We start from the raw sequence: 14,319 nt of genomic DNA, 5'->3' as shown, positions 1-14,319 counted from the left end.
AATAAAGGAGATGGACGTCATCGACAAAAAAAGACTGATCGTATTTTTGGACAGCGGGGATACGCTCGTGGACGAGTCTACCGAGGTTCGTGACGAAGACGGAATCGTGGTCAGCGCCGACCTGATTCCGGGGGCCGCGGAGATGGTGAAGACGCTGCATTCGCTTGGCTTTACGCTTGCGCTCGTGGCCGACGGCGAAGCACAATCCTTCAAAAACGTGCTGAGTCAGCACCGCCTGCACGATTATTTCGATGCGCTCATCATTTCCGAGCTGATCAAGGTCACCAAGCCGAGCCCGCGGATGTTTAAGGCAGCGATCGGCGCGCTGAACGGGTCCGAAGCGGATTTTGCCCGCACCGTCATGGTCGGCAACAATTTGAGCAGGGATATTAAAGGCGCGAACGCCCTCGGCATCATCAGCGTTTTTCAATGCTGGACGCCAAGGTACCCCCATACGCCGGCAGACGAGTCCGAGCAGCCCGCTTATACGATCAGCGAACCGATGCAGCTCATTGAACTTGTCAACCGGCTGGAAATGGAGCTTGGGGCAGCGGAAACGGAAGGAGAAAGCTCCGAACCCCGGAAAGTACGGCAAGAGCGGCAGGAGCGGCAGGAGTGGCAGGAACGCCAAGCAAAGGGGGCCGGGGACCATGCCGCATTCTAAGCCGATTCATCCGCATGCGTATCCCCAGCCCATTATCCATACCTGGAGCGGTCTACCCGCATTTCAGGATAAGATACGTAAGGGACTGCCCGTAACCGTTGCCTTCCTTGGCGGGTCCATCACGGAGGGAGCGGGGGCTTCGGACGCAGATAAGACCAGCTGGCGGGGACTGACGCAGGCCTGGCTCGAGGATCGGCACGGCGCCGGCCGGGTTGCCTGCATCAACGCCGGTGTCGGCGGCACCGACTCGACCTTCGGCGCGCACCGGCTGCAGGAGCATGTCCTGGAGCACGGCCCGGTCGATCTTCTGTTCGTCGAATTCAGCGTCAACGACGGGACGGACCGCAGCGAGTCGATCCGCGGCATGGAGGGGATCGTCCGCGGCTGCAAGCGGCGCTCGCCGCAGACGGACCTTTGCTTTGTCTATACCGCAGCGGACAAAAATTTAGGACCGGGCGTCCCGTTCAACATCGCCGTACACGAGGAGGTCGCCGCGTATTATGGTATCCCTTCCGTCAACTACGCCTCCGCCATTCAGCAGGGCATCGATGAGGGGCGCTGGACATGGAGGGAACTCGCCCCGGATAGCGTCCATCCGAACGACGAGGGCCACGCGCTGTATGCCGGCTTTGCCCGGGAATTCCTGGAGCCTTTCTTTGAGACAGGACTGGATGCGATAGCTGAAACCAGTCATGTCACCAGCATGGGAAGGGATGTCCTTTCCCTCCCGCCTTTGGAAGCGGGGAATTACGAGTACGGACGGATGATCCGGGCGGACAGCATTTTAAGCCAAAGAGGATTTGACTACAACGGGCTTCAGCATAGGCCTGTTATGAACTGGCGGTACGATGACGGACACTTGGAGGCGCTGAACGAAGGAGCAAGCCTCAGTTATATCGTGACCGGCCGCGGAACGGGACTCTGCCTGTTCATGGGCCCCGACTCCGGCATTCTGGAATACGCCGTGAACGGAGGCCCTTTTCAAGAGGTGAACCTTTTCGACGATTGGTGCAAGCTGGCTTACAGACCCGTGATCATCATGTTGGCCAGTGGTTCCGAACCGGCCGAAATGCAGGTGGAGGTCAGAAACACCGGACGAAAAGACGTGGAGAGTCTGGGAACGCGACTGCAGGTGCTGCGAATCCTGAGCCATTAAAAGGTGGATAGCATGTCTCGCTCTGGACGGGACACGTACGCCTCAGCCATGCTCTAGAGAAAAACCAGCCAGGCCCCCGTCAGGGTTCCGGCTGGTTTTTGGTGTTATTCACGACCGTTACGGGAAAACGTTAGTATGTGCTGTACCTACGCTTCATTACCTGGCTCACGACCTGGCGGAAATATTTCGGCGGCCCCGGATTCCAGTGTTCGGACACGCTCCAAATATGCCATCACTCGGCGGTCATCTTGATTAGGATAGGCAAAGCCGAATTTCGCCGCCACTTCTTGCGCCGTGCTGCGAAATAGGTCGGTCATCGTAAACAGCGCGTTCCAAGCATCTTCGTATTGGCCTTTTGGATAGGTGGCCAAAAGCTGCTCCCAGCTCGATTCGGGAATGTAGCCCTTTAAGTACTTCCCGTTTTTGCCAGTGCTCACCGAGAACCCGGTAAGGACGCCGGCCTGCCATTCGAGCATCTTGACCAGCATCTCCCGGATGATGTTCAAATGGTCGAGCGCGTACAGGATCTCCTGTCTCCACAAGCCTTTGGCGACGTAAGGCGAGACCCACCAAAACTCGTTGCAGCAGTCGGCAAATAATTTAGCGGTCGGCTGCTGTACCCAATACCCCTGATCCGTAGGCTTTGCCAGCTGCGGCAGGCTCTGGTCTTTGTCCAGCAGCACCACGGCCAAGCGGTCACCGCCGTTCCAGTCATCCTTTTTATCGATCGGGCAAAGGGTCAGGTCAATCCGATTGCCATCCGTGAACAGCATAAGATACGGATAAAATCCCTCCATAGACGGAGGAACGAGCTTCATCTCCTCCGGTTTTTGCATGACGATCCGGTCGCCGAATACGTTAACCCAGTCGGGATCCTGGATAAAAGACCCGACGTCAGTCACGACATACACAATATCGTAATCCTGAAAAACATCCTTCGGCGCATTCGGATTCGTCCGCGAGCCGTTCATCCCAACGGCCCGGATACGCTCGTCGCTTTTGGCTACATTTAATATCAAATCCAACATTTCTCGTTCGCTTCTCATCCCGGGTACAGCCTCCCTGTTTTATATTCATTTGGAGTGGGGTCATGCTTACAAGAGGCGGTCCACGAATTCGGATACTCCAGCGAACGACGAGTTCACGTTACAAGTGGTCAAGCAGCTTCTTCATGATGATTGTCCTCCTTTTTAGTGGTGGGTGCATCATCTGCAGAACGGAATTGTAAGGATCATGACAGGCAGGCGGTATACCGCCCATACATAATTACTGACATCTTACCACAAGTTGGGGAAGGGCGGGAAAGCGTGCTGTTCAACTTAGGTGAATTTTCCTGATCGGTAACATTCCGATTGATGACCGGACCGTCGGGGTGGTCAACGGATGGTTCAAAAACCAATCTGGATTATACAGGGGATAGCTGGTGGTCTGTGATAAAGCGAGTTCACAGTTATTTTAGAGTGTCTACATATGATGAACAAATTCAGATCTTGTCTTTTAAATGGTGGACAGAAGTACATATCTTTTCCAAACTGTTGAGTTCTATATCTAGTAAGAAATGTGGGATTAGCACTAGATACAGGGATTTTGGAGCCGATCCGCCAACAGGACAATGAAGTGTATCGAGTCCTTCTTTTGTAAGACAAAGTTTGAAAATGTCCATTGAGGAAGGACGGATTTTATCCTCACTGAGGTGGCCAAAAGGCAAATGCTTTTCATCACAATAAAAGGGACCGGGCTTGCAAGCAACAGTTATTTAAATACATTTCGAATAGCTGCAGCATCGAAGTCGTTCGTAATTTTGTATGATTTAGATGCATTTTTAGGTGCTGCTGCATCGTATTCAAAGGTATGCATATAGTCGCTATCATAGAGAGTGATTCCGTACGCTCTCCCTTCGTCGTTTGTCTTCACAGTTATCCAGTAGGATTCGGTAAATTGAATGTCTGATGATCCGGACTTTTTTAAATTCGCCGCAGAAAGTGAGTTCAATATTTCATTGATTTCTTCCGAATCCGTTACATTTTTGGTGTGCTCACCTTGCTGATCGCGTTTGATGATTTCAATGGATGCAACATTGTTGGTATCGAGCTTATCCAGTACAGCTTCTTTGAAAGTAAAGTTTTTTGGTGAAAAGTAGAAAATCCCCAAGCCGATCACGATGAGGACGGCGGCCGCAAGGTATATTAGTCGTTTCATCACTTCATCCCCCTTCGTTCTGACCAATCATGTAAAGTATGCTGCGGATTTAAAAATTTACTTTTACTCCCAATTTTATAAATAATGAGAGGCATAAATCAAGCGATAATTTGTTTCTATTAAATCAGGTTGCTTACGGCAACATAAGAAATGACCAATCGAGTCAAGACGACATGATAACTTTCAAACTTTGCTCTATAGATGGATGCAATAAAACAATGGCTTTAAGCAAATCAAAGCAGCCTGGCCAAAGGCCAGGCGCTGATGCCTGAGGCGAGTTCACGGCCAAAGCCGTCCGGAACGAGCCTATTACTTCCCATCAAGAGATGGGGAAGGGCCTCACAAACGTGGAAGTCACCGGAAAAGTGGCACCAAGAGGAGGCGGGAATTGGGGTGGAAAGTCTACGTGCCGCCTTTGAGACCGGGTTCCAACCACCTTATCGATTCCAAGGAACCCGGTCTCAACAGCGGCTGAAACCCCAATCCCGCCCCTCCCACGCGCATACGTCTAGGTTTCCTCCAATCACCCCTCGCACTTACCCCACGCGCCAAACGTCTGGTTTCGCCAGTCATCTAGACAGCTTGGCCATAGCCAAGCCACTCACAAATACACGCTTCGTCGACACACCACATTCCGTTTTGCCATCCCCGCACACACCCAGTCCTTCCTCAGCTCTTGATCGCCCCCATCATGATCCCCTTCACAAAATACCGCTGCACAAAGGGATATACGAGAATGATCGGCAGTGTGGCGACCATGGTCACCGCCATCCGGATGCTCTCGCTCGATACCGGGATGCGCTTGGAGCTTTGGGCCAGCTGCTGGGCGTCGGACATCATGCTGGCCGTCTGGAACTGGTTCAGGATTTTGACCAGCACGGCCTGCAGCGTCTTCAGCTCGGGCTTGTAGGTGTACACGTAGGAATCGTACCACGAGTTCCAGTGGCCGATGGCCAGAAACAGGCCGATGGTGGCCAGCACGGGAACGCAGAGCGGCATGATGATGCGGAAAAAGATTTGCAGGTCGTTCGCACCGTCGATTTTGGAGGATTCCTCGATCTCGCCGGGGATTTGCTCGATAAAGGTCCGGACCAGAATCATGAGAAACACGCCGATCAGGCCGGGGAAAATATACACCCAAAACGAATCGATCAGCCCGACGGATTTGATGACCATATAGGTTGGAATCAGGCCGCCGCCGAAATACATCGTGAACACGAAAAAGAAGGAGAAGTACTTCCAGCCGATCAGGTTCCGTTTGCTGAGCGCGTAGGCCAGCATGGAGATGCAGAAGATGGACACGGCGGTGCCGACGACCGTTCGCAGCACGGTGATTTTAATGGCGCTCCAAATTTCCGGGTTACGGAAGATGGTCATGTAGCTCTCAAAGGTCGGCACGCGCGGCCAGAAATACAGCCCTCCTTTTAACGTGTCCGTCGCGTCGTTCAGGGAAATGACGAAGATGTTCCAGAACGGATAGAACGTCGCCAGGAAGATAATGGCCAAAAAGACGTACAGTGAGGCATCGAACAGATGCTCGGGGACCGTTTTGCTGTTTTTCATATCGTAAACCTCCCGGGTCGATTAGAATAAAGACTGGCCGTTGAGCCGCTTGGCGATGCCGTTGACGATGATGACGATGATAAAAGCGACGACGGAGCTGAACATACCGACGGCCGAGGCGTAAGAGAACATGCCGTTCTGAATACCGTAGCGGAACGAATAGGTCGACAGCACATCGGAGTAGTCGCGCGTCAAATCGTTGCCGAGCAGGAAGTGCTGGTCAAAGCCGGCATTTAGAATCCCGCCGAGGGCAAGGATCAGCAAAATGACGATCGTCGGCTTCAGGTGCGGCAGCGTGATGTAGCGGATCTGCTTGAAGCGGCTGGCACCGTCGACCTTGGCGGCTTCGTACAGCTCCTGGTTAATGGAGGAGATGGCGGCCAGATACATGATCGAATTGTAGCCCATGTCCTTCCACGTGTTGCCGATCGCGACGATCCACCAGAAGTAGGAGCCGTGCTGCAGGAATAAAACGCTCTCACGCGTAATATTCAGAAACTTCAATATACCGTTGATGGCGCCGTCCGAGGACAGCAGCGTCACGATAATATTGGCCGCGATAACCCAGGAAATAAAGTATGGCAGATACGATGCGGTCTGCACCGTCTTTTTAAAGCGAACACTCCGGATTTCGTTGATCGCGATGGCAATGAGGATCGGCATCGGAAACGAGAACAGCAGTGTAATTAAGGTTGACGCCAGCGTATTGCGCATGACGATGAGAAAGTCGCCGTTGTTGAAAAAGTACTGGAACCACTTGAATCCAACAAATTCACTGTGAAACAGCGTATGCCAGAAGCCGCCCAGCGTCGGCTGGTAATTGACAAAGGACATGTACAGCCCCACCATGGGCGTATAAGCGAAGATGAGCGCCCAGACGATCGCGGGCAGCATCATGAGGAACAGATACTTCTGTTGTTTGACGGTCACCCACAGCTTGCGCCGGGGGATCGGGAGCTCCGATCTTTTCTGTAAAGCCAGTTCGGTTTTCATAGGGGGCACCTCGCATCTTAAGTTAACTCAAATTATAAAACCCGCAAAAAATGAGTGTCGATACGCCATTGTAACGAAAGATGCTTGAAAATGACTTACATTTGTGAGGACCCTTAGTTAAGTAACGGGAAACCACTATAATATAGAATGAACTAAAGTTTTCTATCGTTATCGCTTGATTCACGGGGCATTTCCGTGTCAGAAAAGGACTTTCTTTAGTTCATTTCTATATAAACGTTAGCAAAAGGGGACTGGAGGGGTAGACCATGTACAGCATTTTTCTCGTGGACGACGAAGAGCTGGAGCTTGAGATGATGAGGGATTATATTCGCTGGGAAGAGATGGGGCTCTATGTCGCAGGCACGGCCGTCAATGGGCGGGATGCCGTGGAGAAGATCGAGGCGATCCAGCCCGACATCGTGCTGACCGACGTGCAAATGCCGCTTATGAACGGCCTGGACCTGGCGCGGCATATAAGGGAGCGTTATGACTGGATGCAGCTCGTGTTCCTGACGGGGCACGACGAATTTGATTACGTCAAATCGGCCTTGAACGTGGGGGCCGTCGGTTATTTGCTGAAACCGCTCGATCTCAGCGAAATTGTAAGCGTTATCGAAAAAGTAAAGCATCAGTGCGAGGAAGTGCGGATGAAGAACCGCTCGATCCGCGTGACCCGCTCCCATATTTTGAAGGAGCTCGTCCATGAATCCGATGCGGAGCGCACCGGAAATCTGGCCGCCAGCTTTCGCCGGCTGTCGCGCCACCCGGAGGGGCAGAAGTATGCGCTGGCCCTGCTGCAGCTGGACGTGATCAGCGCTGAGGCACAAAGCGTATCCGTGGAAGACGGACGCGACCAGGTGTCCGAGCTGATCGGGGAATGGCTGGCCGAGAAACGGCTAGACGCCGACATCGTCCTGTTCAAGGAAGGCGAGATGGGCCTTTTTATGGACGCTGCGGCCAAGCCGGGTGAATATGGCTGGAACGATCTGCTGGAGCGAATCCGGCAATCGCTGCATTTTACGGTAACGGTCGCCACGGCACCGCAGGAGGAATCGTTGACGGGAATTCAGGCGCTGTACCGGCAAACACGGGTCATATTAGCGGAGCTATTTTACACGGGAAAGGGAAAAGTCATCGGGCCGGAGGACGTTCAGCAGTCCAAGGGTGGTGAGGCGCCGGCGCTTGCGGAGAAGGAATGGATCGAAGCGCTGGACGGGCATGATCTGAAACGGGCGGGTGAGATTTTAAGTGAGCAAATCGCCAAGCTGGTGGCGCTGAGGGTTGCGAAAAACGAGGTGTGCGGCGCGGCCATCGGCTGGATCGAGCACCTGCTGGAGCACATTCACGAGCCGATTGCGGAAAGCCATAAACGTGCCGAGCTGTACCATACCGTGTACGGCTGTCAAACCATTTACGAGATTGAAGCGCTGGTGATGGACTACGCCAAGCAGGCGGCGGATTCGGTCCGGCAGCGGTTTGCGGACAAGAACGCCAAGCTGGTGCATCAGGTGCGGACGATGATCGACCAGAACTTCCATCAGCCGATTACGATTAACAGCCTGTCGGATCAGGTGTACCTGTCGCCGAACTACCTGCGGTCCATTTTTAAAGAGAAAACGGGGATGACGATTCACGACTACCTGACCCAAATCCGCCTCGACAAGGCCAAGGCTTACTTGGCTGACGAATCGCTGAAGGTGCAGGACATCGCCCAGATGGTGGGTTACGAGAGCACGTCCTACTTTATTTCCTTATTCGTGAAAAACCAAGGAGTCACGCCGAATGAATACCGAAAACATCTCCTTCTGGGATAAAATCGCCGCACGCATTCCGTTCACCCGGACAGGCAGGCTTGCCCGCCCGCGCCTGCGGCACAAATTTTTCTTCATCTTTCTGATCGTCATTATTCTGCCGTTCTCCATTCTGATCTACTATTCGTATACGTCGACCCGCAGCACGATTACGAAGCAGACGTATACCGCGCTTAATGTGACATTGGCCCAGATCAACACCAACGTGGAGAAGCGGCTGGATTACTATAACCAGCTGTCGAACATTTTGTACATGGATGCCCAGCTGCGCAATTATTTATCGACGGATTACGAGCAGGCGTTTTATTATTTGGACGCTTTTCAATACATCAACCGCACGCTGCCCTCGCTGATGACGCTGAATTCCAACATTCAGAACATCACGATCTTTACCGGCAACAAAACGCTGTACTCCGACGGCCAGTACGTGAAATATATGGAGGAGCTGCCCGCCGAAATCAAGGGAAAGGCGCTGAAAGCCGCCGGAAGCACCGTCTATACCCATACGGACGACTACACGGCGCCGGATGCGCATTTTACGCTGGCCCGTTCGCTGAGCTATTTCAGCCTCCAGCATCCCTACGGGATTTTAACATTGGATATTAGCGACAACGAGCTGTATTCCCTCATTAAGATGGAAAACAACAACAAAAGCGTCTACATTATCGACGAAAACGGAAGGATCATCAGCACGGGGGATCAGAACCTGGCTTCCAGCCTGCTGTACGACCTCTATCCCATTCAAAAGGAGCTGAGCGGGAAATCGGGTCATTTTGACTTGAAAATGAACGGGCAGGAGCGCTTTTTCACCTATAACAAGCTGAGCAACGGCTGGAGTACGGTCATTACCGTGCCGTATGACGAGCTGCTGTCCAACACGAACAAGGCTACGGGAAAAATCATCTGGTTCTCCGCGATCACGATCAGCATCGCCATTCTGCTGCTGTATTTCACCACCAAGGTGCTGACCAAACGGATCGAGGTGCTGCTGCAGCAGATCCGCAAGGTGGAACGGGGCGACTTCCGCCTCTCCATCAAACCGATGGGGCATGACGAGATCGGCCAGCTGTCTTTTGCCTTCAATAAAATGGCCTCAACGATCCAGAATCTGATTCAGGATGTGTACGTGAAGGAAATCGCCATGAAGGAATCGGAGCTGAATACGCTGCAGGCGCAGATCAATCCGCATTTTCTGTATAACACGCTTTCGTCGATTTCTTCGCTGGCCTTAAAAGAGGGGGCGGGGCAGGTCTACCGCATGGTCAACTATTTGGCCAAGTACTACCGGGTGTCGCTGAACAAAGGAAAGCGGATCATTCTGGTGGAGCAGGAAATCAATCTCGTCAAAAATTACGTGGCGATTCAGGACATCCGCTTCCGGGACAAGCTGCATATGCACTACGACCTCGATGAAGAGCTGTTCCAGCGGACGACGATCAAGCTGATTTTGCAGCCTTTTATCGAGAACTGCATCAACCACGCGATGTGGGACGAGTCGGGCGTTAACATTAACGTCAAGCTGAAGCGGGACGGGCATGACATGCTGCTCCAAGTCATTGACGATGGCGCCGGTATGACGGCGGAGCAGCTGGACCAGGCGATGCAGAAGAGCGACAGTCCTTCCGGAGCTTCCGGATATGGTATCAAAAACGTGGATGACCGCATCAAGCTCACTTATGGCGGGGAATACGGAGTGTCCATGTTCAGCAAACCGGGCATCGGCACCGCCGTCACGATCCGGATACCGCTCGATCCGCCTCCATCTGCCGCAAAAGCACCAGGATGAGGAGCTGCCTTGAAACGATGAAAGACGTTTTCCATTATGAATTGTAATATTGCGTTATAGCTAATTGAACTCCCCGTTTTTACAATTAGACATGTATTCGGGAACAAGAATATGACGACTTCAGAAAGGGGTTCAGGCAATGAAAACGATCAAAGGGATTCTCGCGGCAGCCCTCGTTATGACAGCGCTTACTGGCTGTGGCGGCGGAGGAGGCGGGAAAGCGGCATCCGGCGATGACAAGGGCGCGGCCGCGGACAGCAATGCGCCGATCACGCTGACGTGGTTCGATAAAAATACGGGGGATGCGTTCAACAACCCGGTGGCCAAAGCGATTACGGAAAAGACCGGGGTCACGGTCGAAATTCAGCAGCCGACCGGCAACCCGGTGGAGAAGCTGAACCTGATGCTGGCGAGCGGCGACTTGCCGGACGTCGTCATGCTGGACCGCGGCAGCGACATCATGAACAAATATATTTCATCGGGCGCGATTATCCCGCTGAACGATCTGATCGACAAGTACGGTCCGCATATTAAAGAAATGTACGGCGACACCCTGGCCAAAACGAAAAACGATGACGGCAAAAACTATTATTTTGCCAACTGGTACGGTCTGGAGAAATACCCGGTCTTCGGCTTTATGATGCGCATGGACATTATGAAGGAGCTCGGCGTCGGGGACAAAGTGAACAACGGTGAGCCGTTTACGGCGGAAGAGTTCGAGAACCTCCTGGTGAAGTTCAAGGAGAAGTATCCGACGATCGACGGCAAGGAATCGATCCCGATGACGCTGAACGGTGAAAATATCGGCAGTGTATCCGGCACCTTCAAAGGCATGTTTGGCATGATGCCGTATTATGAAACGAACGGCGAGCTGAAGAAGGACATCCGCGATCCGCGTTACCTGGAGATGGTGAAATTCCTGAACTCCTTGTACCGTAAAGGACTGCTCGACAAGGAATGGGCGACGATGAAAACGAAGCAGTTCGAGCAGAAGCTGGCGGGCGGCAACGTGTTCGCTACAGCCGAAGCGCTGTGGAACGTGGGCAACCCCAACTCGCTGCTGAAATCGGAAGCGCCCGATCCGGCCAAAGCCGACGAGCGCCAGTTCTATCAATATAAAGTGCTGGCTCCGGGCGTGAGCGCCGACCAGACGACGTACGGTCCGAAAAGCTCCCTGGGCTGGGACGGCGTAGCGATCACCCGCTCGAACAAGGATCCGGAGCGTACGATGAAGCTGCTGGACTTCCTGGCCAGCGAGGAGGGACAGTACCTCCTGATGTGGGGCGTGGAAGGCAAGGACTGGGACATGAAGGACGGCAAGCATGTGCCGCGTCCGGAAGTGCTCGATGCGTTCAAGAAAAACTGGGATGAGGCATCCCGGACGACGGGCATCCGCAAATGGACGTGGATGATCAAGAACGGACCGGGCTCCGACGGCACGCCTTACGACCTGATCGGCCGCTTCCAGTCCGATCCGGTGACCGATCTGGCGATTAAAAACCTGGCCGATACCTCTTTTGACACAGCCCCATACGATAATTTGGGACCTGCGGGCGGTACGCCGGAAGCGATCATGGATACGAAGGTCAACGATACGATCAACAAATATTTCCTGAAGATGGCCTTGGCTCCGACCGAAGAACAGGTGACCGAACAGTACAACCAAATGATGAAGGAAGTCGAGGCGGCTGGCCTCTCCAAACTGGAGAAAATCTACACCGAAAACTATAAGAAGCGCCAGCAGCTGTGGACGGAGTCTAAATAACGGAAGCGGGGGAGGAAAAGACGGCCTTTGTCTTTGGCCTCCCTTTTTTGCCGGGGCGCAGGCCGTGATGGCTTGCACGCCCGAAGTTAGCGGGAAACGATCCATTTTCAAACGGTAAAGGATGAGGGACGATGGGGAATGTAGACATGCAGTTTGAGTTTGAGGAAAAAAGCCGGATCTTTGCGATTCATACGCAGCGCAGCTCCTACGTGTTCGGGATCAATGAACGGGACCGGCTGCAGCATCTGTATTGGGGCGAGCCTGTCACGATCGACGACTGCGCGCCGCTGCTGCGAGGGCGGTCGCACAGCTCCTTTGACGCCGAAGTGGATATGGAGGCCGAAGAGTACAGCTTCTGGGGCGGGGTCAACTATGACGAGCCTTCCCTGAAGGTGCGCATGCCGGACGGCGTCCGGGACCTTTTGGCCGGCTATGTGCGTCATGAAATTCGCGAGGAGGACGGCCGGCAGACGCTGGTCATTGTGCTGAAGGACCGGGTTTACCCGCTGGAAGCCCATCTGCTGTATCGGGTCATCCCGGAATATGACCTGATTGAGCGTTCCGCACGCATCGTCAATACCGGCGGGGATGACATCGTCCTCGAGAGCGTCCAGTCGGCCGCCTGGAGCCTGCCGGACCTGCGGGATTACCGGCTGACGCATGTGACCGGCAAATGGTCGGGCGAATTCCAGCTCCGCCGCAACGTGCTGAGCGAGGGGAAAAAGGTGCTGGAGTCGCGCAGAGGCTTTACCGACAGCCACGCCAACCCGTGGTTTGCCGTCGATGAAGGCCAGGCGACGGAAACGGACGGCCGCGTCTGGTTCGGGGCGCTCGCCTGGAGCGGCAACTGGAAGTTTACCGCGGAGAAAACGGTGTTCAATCATGTCCGGGTGACCGGCGGGATCAACGATTTCGACAGCGAGTGGGTGCTGGGAGCCGGCGAGTCGTTCGATGCGCCGTGGTTTGTCGGCGGGTACACGGCCGGCGGCTTCGGAGGCATGAGCCGGAATCTGCATCAGTACCAGCACGCGTACGTGCTGCCAAGCTCTGAGCCGCGCAAGGTGCTGTACAACTCCTGGGAGGCGACATATTTCAACGTGAACGCCGCAGACCAGATGGCTCTGGCCGAGCGGGCGGCGCGGATGGGCGTCGAGCTGTTTGTCGTCGACGACGGCTGGTTCGGCCAGCGGAACAACGACCGGGCCGGACTGGGCGACTGGTACGTGAATAAGGAGAAGTTTCCGAACGGTTTGGGCGAGCTGATCGGCAAGGTTCACGAGCTTGGCATGGAGTTCGGCATCTGGGTCGAGCCGGAGGCGGTCAATCCGGACAGTGACTTGTACCGGGCCCACCCGGATTGGGTGTACCATTTTGAGACGCGGCCGCGTACGGAGCTGCGCAACCAGCTGCTGCTGAACATTTCGAAGCCGGAGGTTAAGGCGTACATCCTTCAGTTCATGACCGAGCTGCTGCAGAACCACCGCATCAAGTTCATCAAGTGGGACATGAACCGCACGGTCACCGAGCCGGGGATGAAGGACCATCCGCTGCACCGGCAGAAGGAGCTGTGGATCCGCCATGTCCACAGCCTGTACGAGATTTGGGCGGAGCTGCGGCGCCGGTTCCCGCATGTAGAATTCGAGACATGCGCGGGCGGCGGCGCGCGGATCGACCTCGGCATCTTCCGGTATGCCGACCAGTCCTGGCCGAGCGACAACACCGACGCGTTCGACCGCTTAAGCATCCAGGAGGGCTTCTCGTACACGTATGCGCCGCGGATGATGACCTGCTGGGTGACAGAATCGCCGACAGGCATGAACAAGCGGAATGTGTCGCTGAAGTACCGGTTCCACAGCGCGATGATGGGCACGCTCGGCATCGGCTCCAACCTGAACGAGTGGAGCGACGAGCTGATCGAGCAGTCCGGCGAATTCATCCGCCAGTACAAGGCGATCCGCCCGCTTGTGCAGTTCGGCCGCCAGTACCGGCTGGCCGATCTCCAGCACAAGGGCGTCACCGCCGTGCAGTACGTCGATGAAGCCGGCACGGACAGCGCCGTGTTCGCCTTCCTGCATTCGCAGCGCCTCGGCGAACCGCTGCCGCGGCTGCGTCTGCAGGGGCTGCAGGCGGACCGGACGTACGCCATCGAAGGGCTGCCCGGCAGCTGGAGCGGACGCGCGCTGATGAACATCGGGATTGAGCTGCCGCTGCGGGGCGATTTTGACAGCCTGCTGTACCGGGTGACGGCGGTGGAGTAAGCGGGTGGTGGCTGGTGGCCGATAGCTGGCCGGCAGGCTGTAGGCCCGCTGATGGATACTATAACGACAACCGTTTCCCGGGCCGGTTAGCAGTCACAAGGCCGCTGGCCATCAGCCGTACAGA

The 14,319-nt window shown here is 54.7% G+C and carries 10 protein-coding genes; 6 read left to right on the top strand and 4 right to left on the bottom strand.

Going from position 1 to position 14,319, the window contains the following annotated elements:
• The first annotated feature begins 10 nt into the window (after window positions 1–10).
• Window positions 11–664: an HAD family hydrolase gene (locus BCV73_RS23050; RefSeq protein WP_089548667.1), complete on the top strand. Its 654-nt coding sequence runs from the start codon at window positions 11–13 to the stop codon at window positions 662–664.
• Window positions 651–1,820, top strand: a complete 1,170-nt coding sequence (locus BCV73_RS23045) for an SGNH/GDSL hydrolase family protein (RefSeq protein ID WP_089548666.1) — start codon at window positions 651–653, stop codon at window positions 1,818–1,820. Before BCV73_RS23050 ends, BCV73_RS23045 begins: the two co-directional genes overlap by 14 nt.
• A 146-nt stretch (window positions 1,821–1,966) precedes the next feature.
• On the opposite strand, the gene BCV73_RS23040 is transcribed toward BCV73_RS23045, so the two are convergent.
• The 4 genes from BCV73_RS23040 to BCV73_RS23025 form a co-directional block, all read right to left on the bottom strand.
• Window positions 1,967–2,866 (bottom strand): aminoglycoside 6-adenylyltransferase, encoded by a 900-nt coding sequence (locus BCV73_RS23040; RefSeq protein WP_089548665.1) that lies wholly within the window; start codon window positions 2,864–2,866, stop codon window positions 1,967–1,969.
• Window positions 2,867–3,572: 706 nt separating this feature from the next.
• A complete protein-coding gene (locus BCV73_RS23035) occupies window positions 3,573–4,019 on the bottom strand; it encodes an ATP-dependent metallopeptidase FtsH/Yme1/Tma family protein (protein WP_089548664.1) in 447 nt (148 codons plus the stop codon).
• Between the two features lie 669 nt (window positions 4,020–4,688).
• Window positions 4,689–5,582, bottom strand: coding sequence for a carbohydrate ABC transporter permease (locus BCV73_RS23030; protein ID WP_076175584.1), 894 nt, complete (start codon window positions 5,580–5,582; stop codon window positions 4,689–4,691).
• A gap of 21 nt (window positions 5,583–5,603) precedes the next feature.
• Complete coding sequence (locus tag BCV73_RS23025; protein ID WP_089548663.1) at window positions 5,604–6,575, bottom strand: ABC transporter permease; 972 nt, start codon at window positions 6,573–6,575, stop codon at window positions 5,604–5,606.
• 266 nt (window positions 6,576–6,841) lie between these two features.
• Here BCV73_RS23025 and BCV73_RS23020 point away from each other — a divergent pair, with 266 nt between their 5' ends.
• The 4 genes from BCV73_RS23020 (at window position 6,842) to BCV73_RS23005 (ending at window position 14,195) form a co-directional block, all read left to right on the top strand.
• Window positions 6,842–8,389 carry a response regulator gene (locus tag BCV73_RS23020; protein ID WP_089548662.1) on the top strand — a complete coding sequence of 516 codons (1,548 nt, stop codon included), beginning with the start codon at window positions 6,842–6,844 and terminating at the stop codon, window positions 8,387–8,389.
• On the top strand, window positions 8,358–10,172 hold the full coding sequence (locus tag BCV73_RS23015) for a cache domain-containing sensor histidine kinase (protein WP_089548661.1): 1,815 nt from the start codon (window positions 8,358–8,360) through the stop codon (window positions 10,170–10,172). Before BCV73_RS23020 ends, BCV73_RS23015 begins: the two co-directional genes overlap by 32 nt.
• 139 nt (window positions 10,173–10,311) lie before the next feature.
• Window positions 10,312–11,937: an ABC transporter substrate-binding protein gene (locus BCV73_RS23010; protein WP_089548660.1), complete on the top strand. Its 1,626-nt coding sequence runs from the start codon at window positions 10,312–10,314 to the stop codon at window positions 11,935–11,937.
• Between the two features lie 131 nt (window positions 11,938–12,068).
• Window positions 12,069–14,195, top strand: a complete 2,127-nt coding sequence (locus tag BCV73_RS23005; RefSeq protein WP_481855799.1) for an alpha-galactosidase — start codon at window positions 12,069–12,071, stop codon at window positions 14,193–14,195.
• Window positions 14,196–14,319 lie beyond the last annotated feature (124 nt).

The sequence above is a fragment of the Paenibacillus sp. SSG-1 genome (assembly GCF_002224835.1).
Classification (GTDB): Bacteria; Bacillota; Bacilli; order Paenibacillales; family Paenibacillaceae; genus Paenibacillus_AQ; species Paenibacillus_AQ favisporus.
This window is presented reverse-complemented; position numbering and strand designations above follow the sequence as displayed.

What these genes read in the sequence shown, in the direction of transcription:
- BCV73_RS23010 (WP_089548660.1), top strand. Translation starts at nt 10,312, where the DNA reads ATGAAAACGATCAAAGGGATTCTCGCGGCAGCCCTCGTTATGACAGCG.
- BCV73_RS23020 (WP_089548662.1), top strand. Translation starts at nt 6,842, where the DNA reads ATGTACAGCATTTTTCTCGTGGACGACGAAGAGCTGGAGCTTGAGATG.
- BCV73_RS23015 (WP_089548661.1), top strand. Translation starts at nt 8,358, where the DNA reads ATGAATACCGAAAACATCTCCTTCTGGGATAAAATCGCCGCACGCATT.
- BCV73_RS23025 (WP_089548663.1), bottom strand. Translation starts at nt 6,575, where the DNA reads ATGAAAACCGAACTGGCTTTACAGAAAAGATCGGAGCTCCCGATCCCC.
- BCV73_RS23035 (WP_089548664.1), bottom strand. Translation starts at nt 4,019, where the DNA reads ATGAAACGACTAATATACCTTGCGGCCGCCGTCCTCATCGTGATCGGC.
- BCV73_RS23050 (WP_089548667.1), top strand. Translation starts at nt 11, where the DNA reads ATGGACGTCATCGACAAAAAAAGACTGATCGTATTTTTGGACAGCGGG.
- BCV73_RS23045 (WP_089548666.1), top strand. Translation starts at nt 651, where the DNA reads ATGCCGCATTCTAAGCCGATTCATCCGCATGCGTATCCCCAGCCCATT.
- BCV73_RS23030 (WP_076175584.1), bottom strand. Translation starts at nt 5,582, where the DNA reads ATGAAAAACAGCAAAACGGTCCCCGAGCATCTGTTCGATGCCTCACTG.
- BCV73_RS23005 (WP_481855799.1), top strand. Translation starts at nt 12,069, where the DNA reads ATGGGGAATGTAGACATGCAGTTTGAGTTTGAGGAAAAAAGCCGGATC.
- BCV73_RS23040 (WP_089548665.1), bottom strand. Translation starts at nt 2,866, where the DNA reads ATGAGAAGCGAACGAGAAATGTTGGATTTGATATTAAATGTAGCCAAA.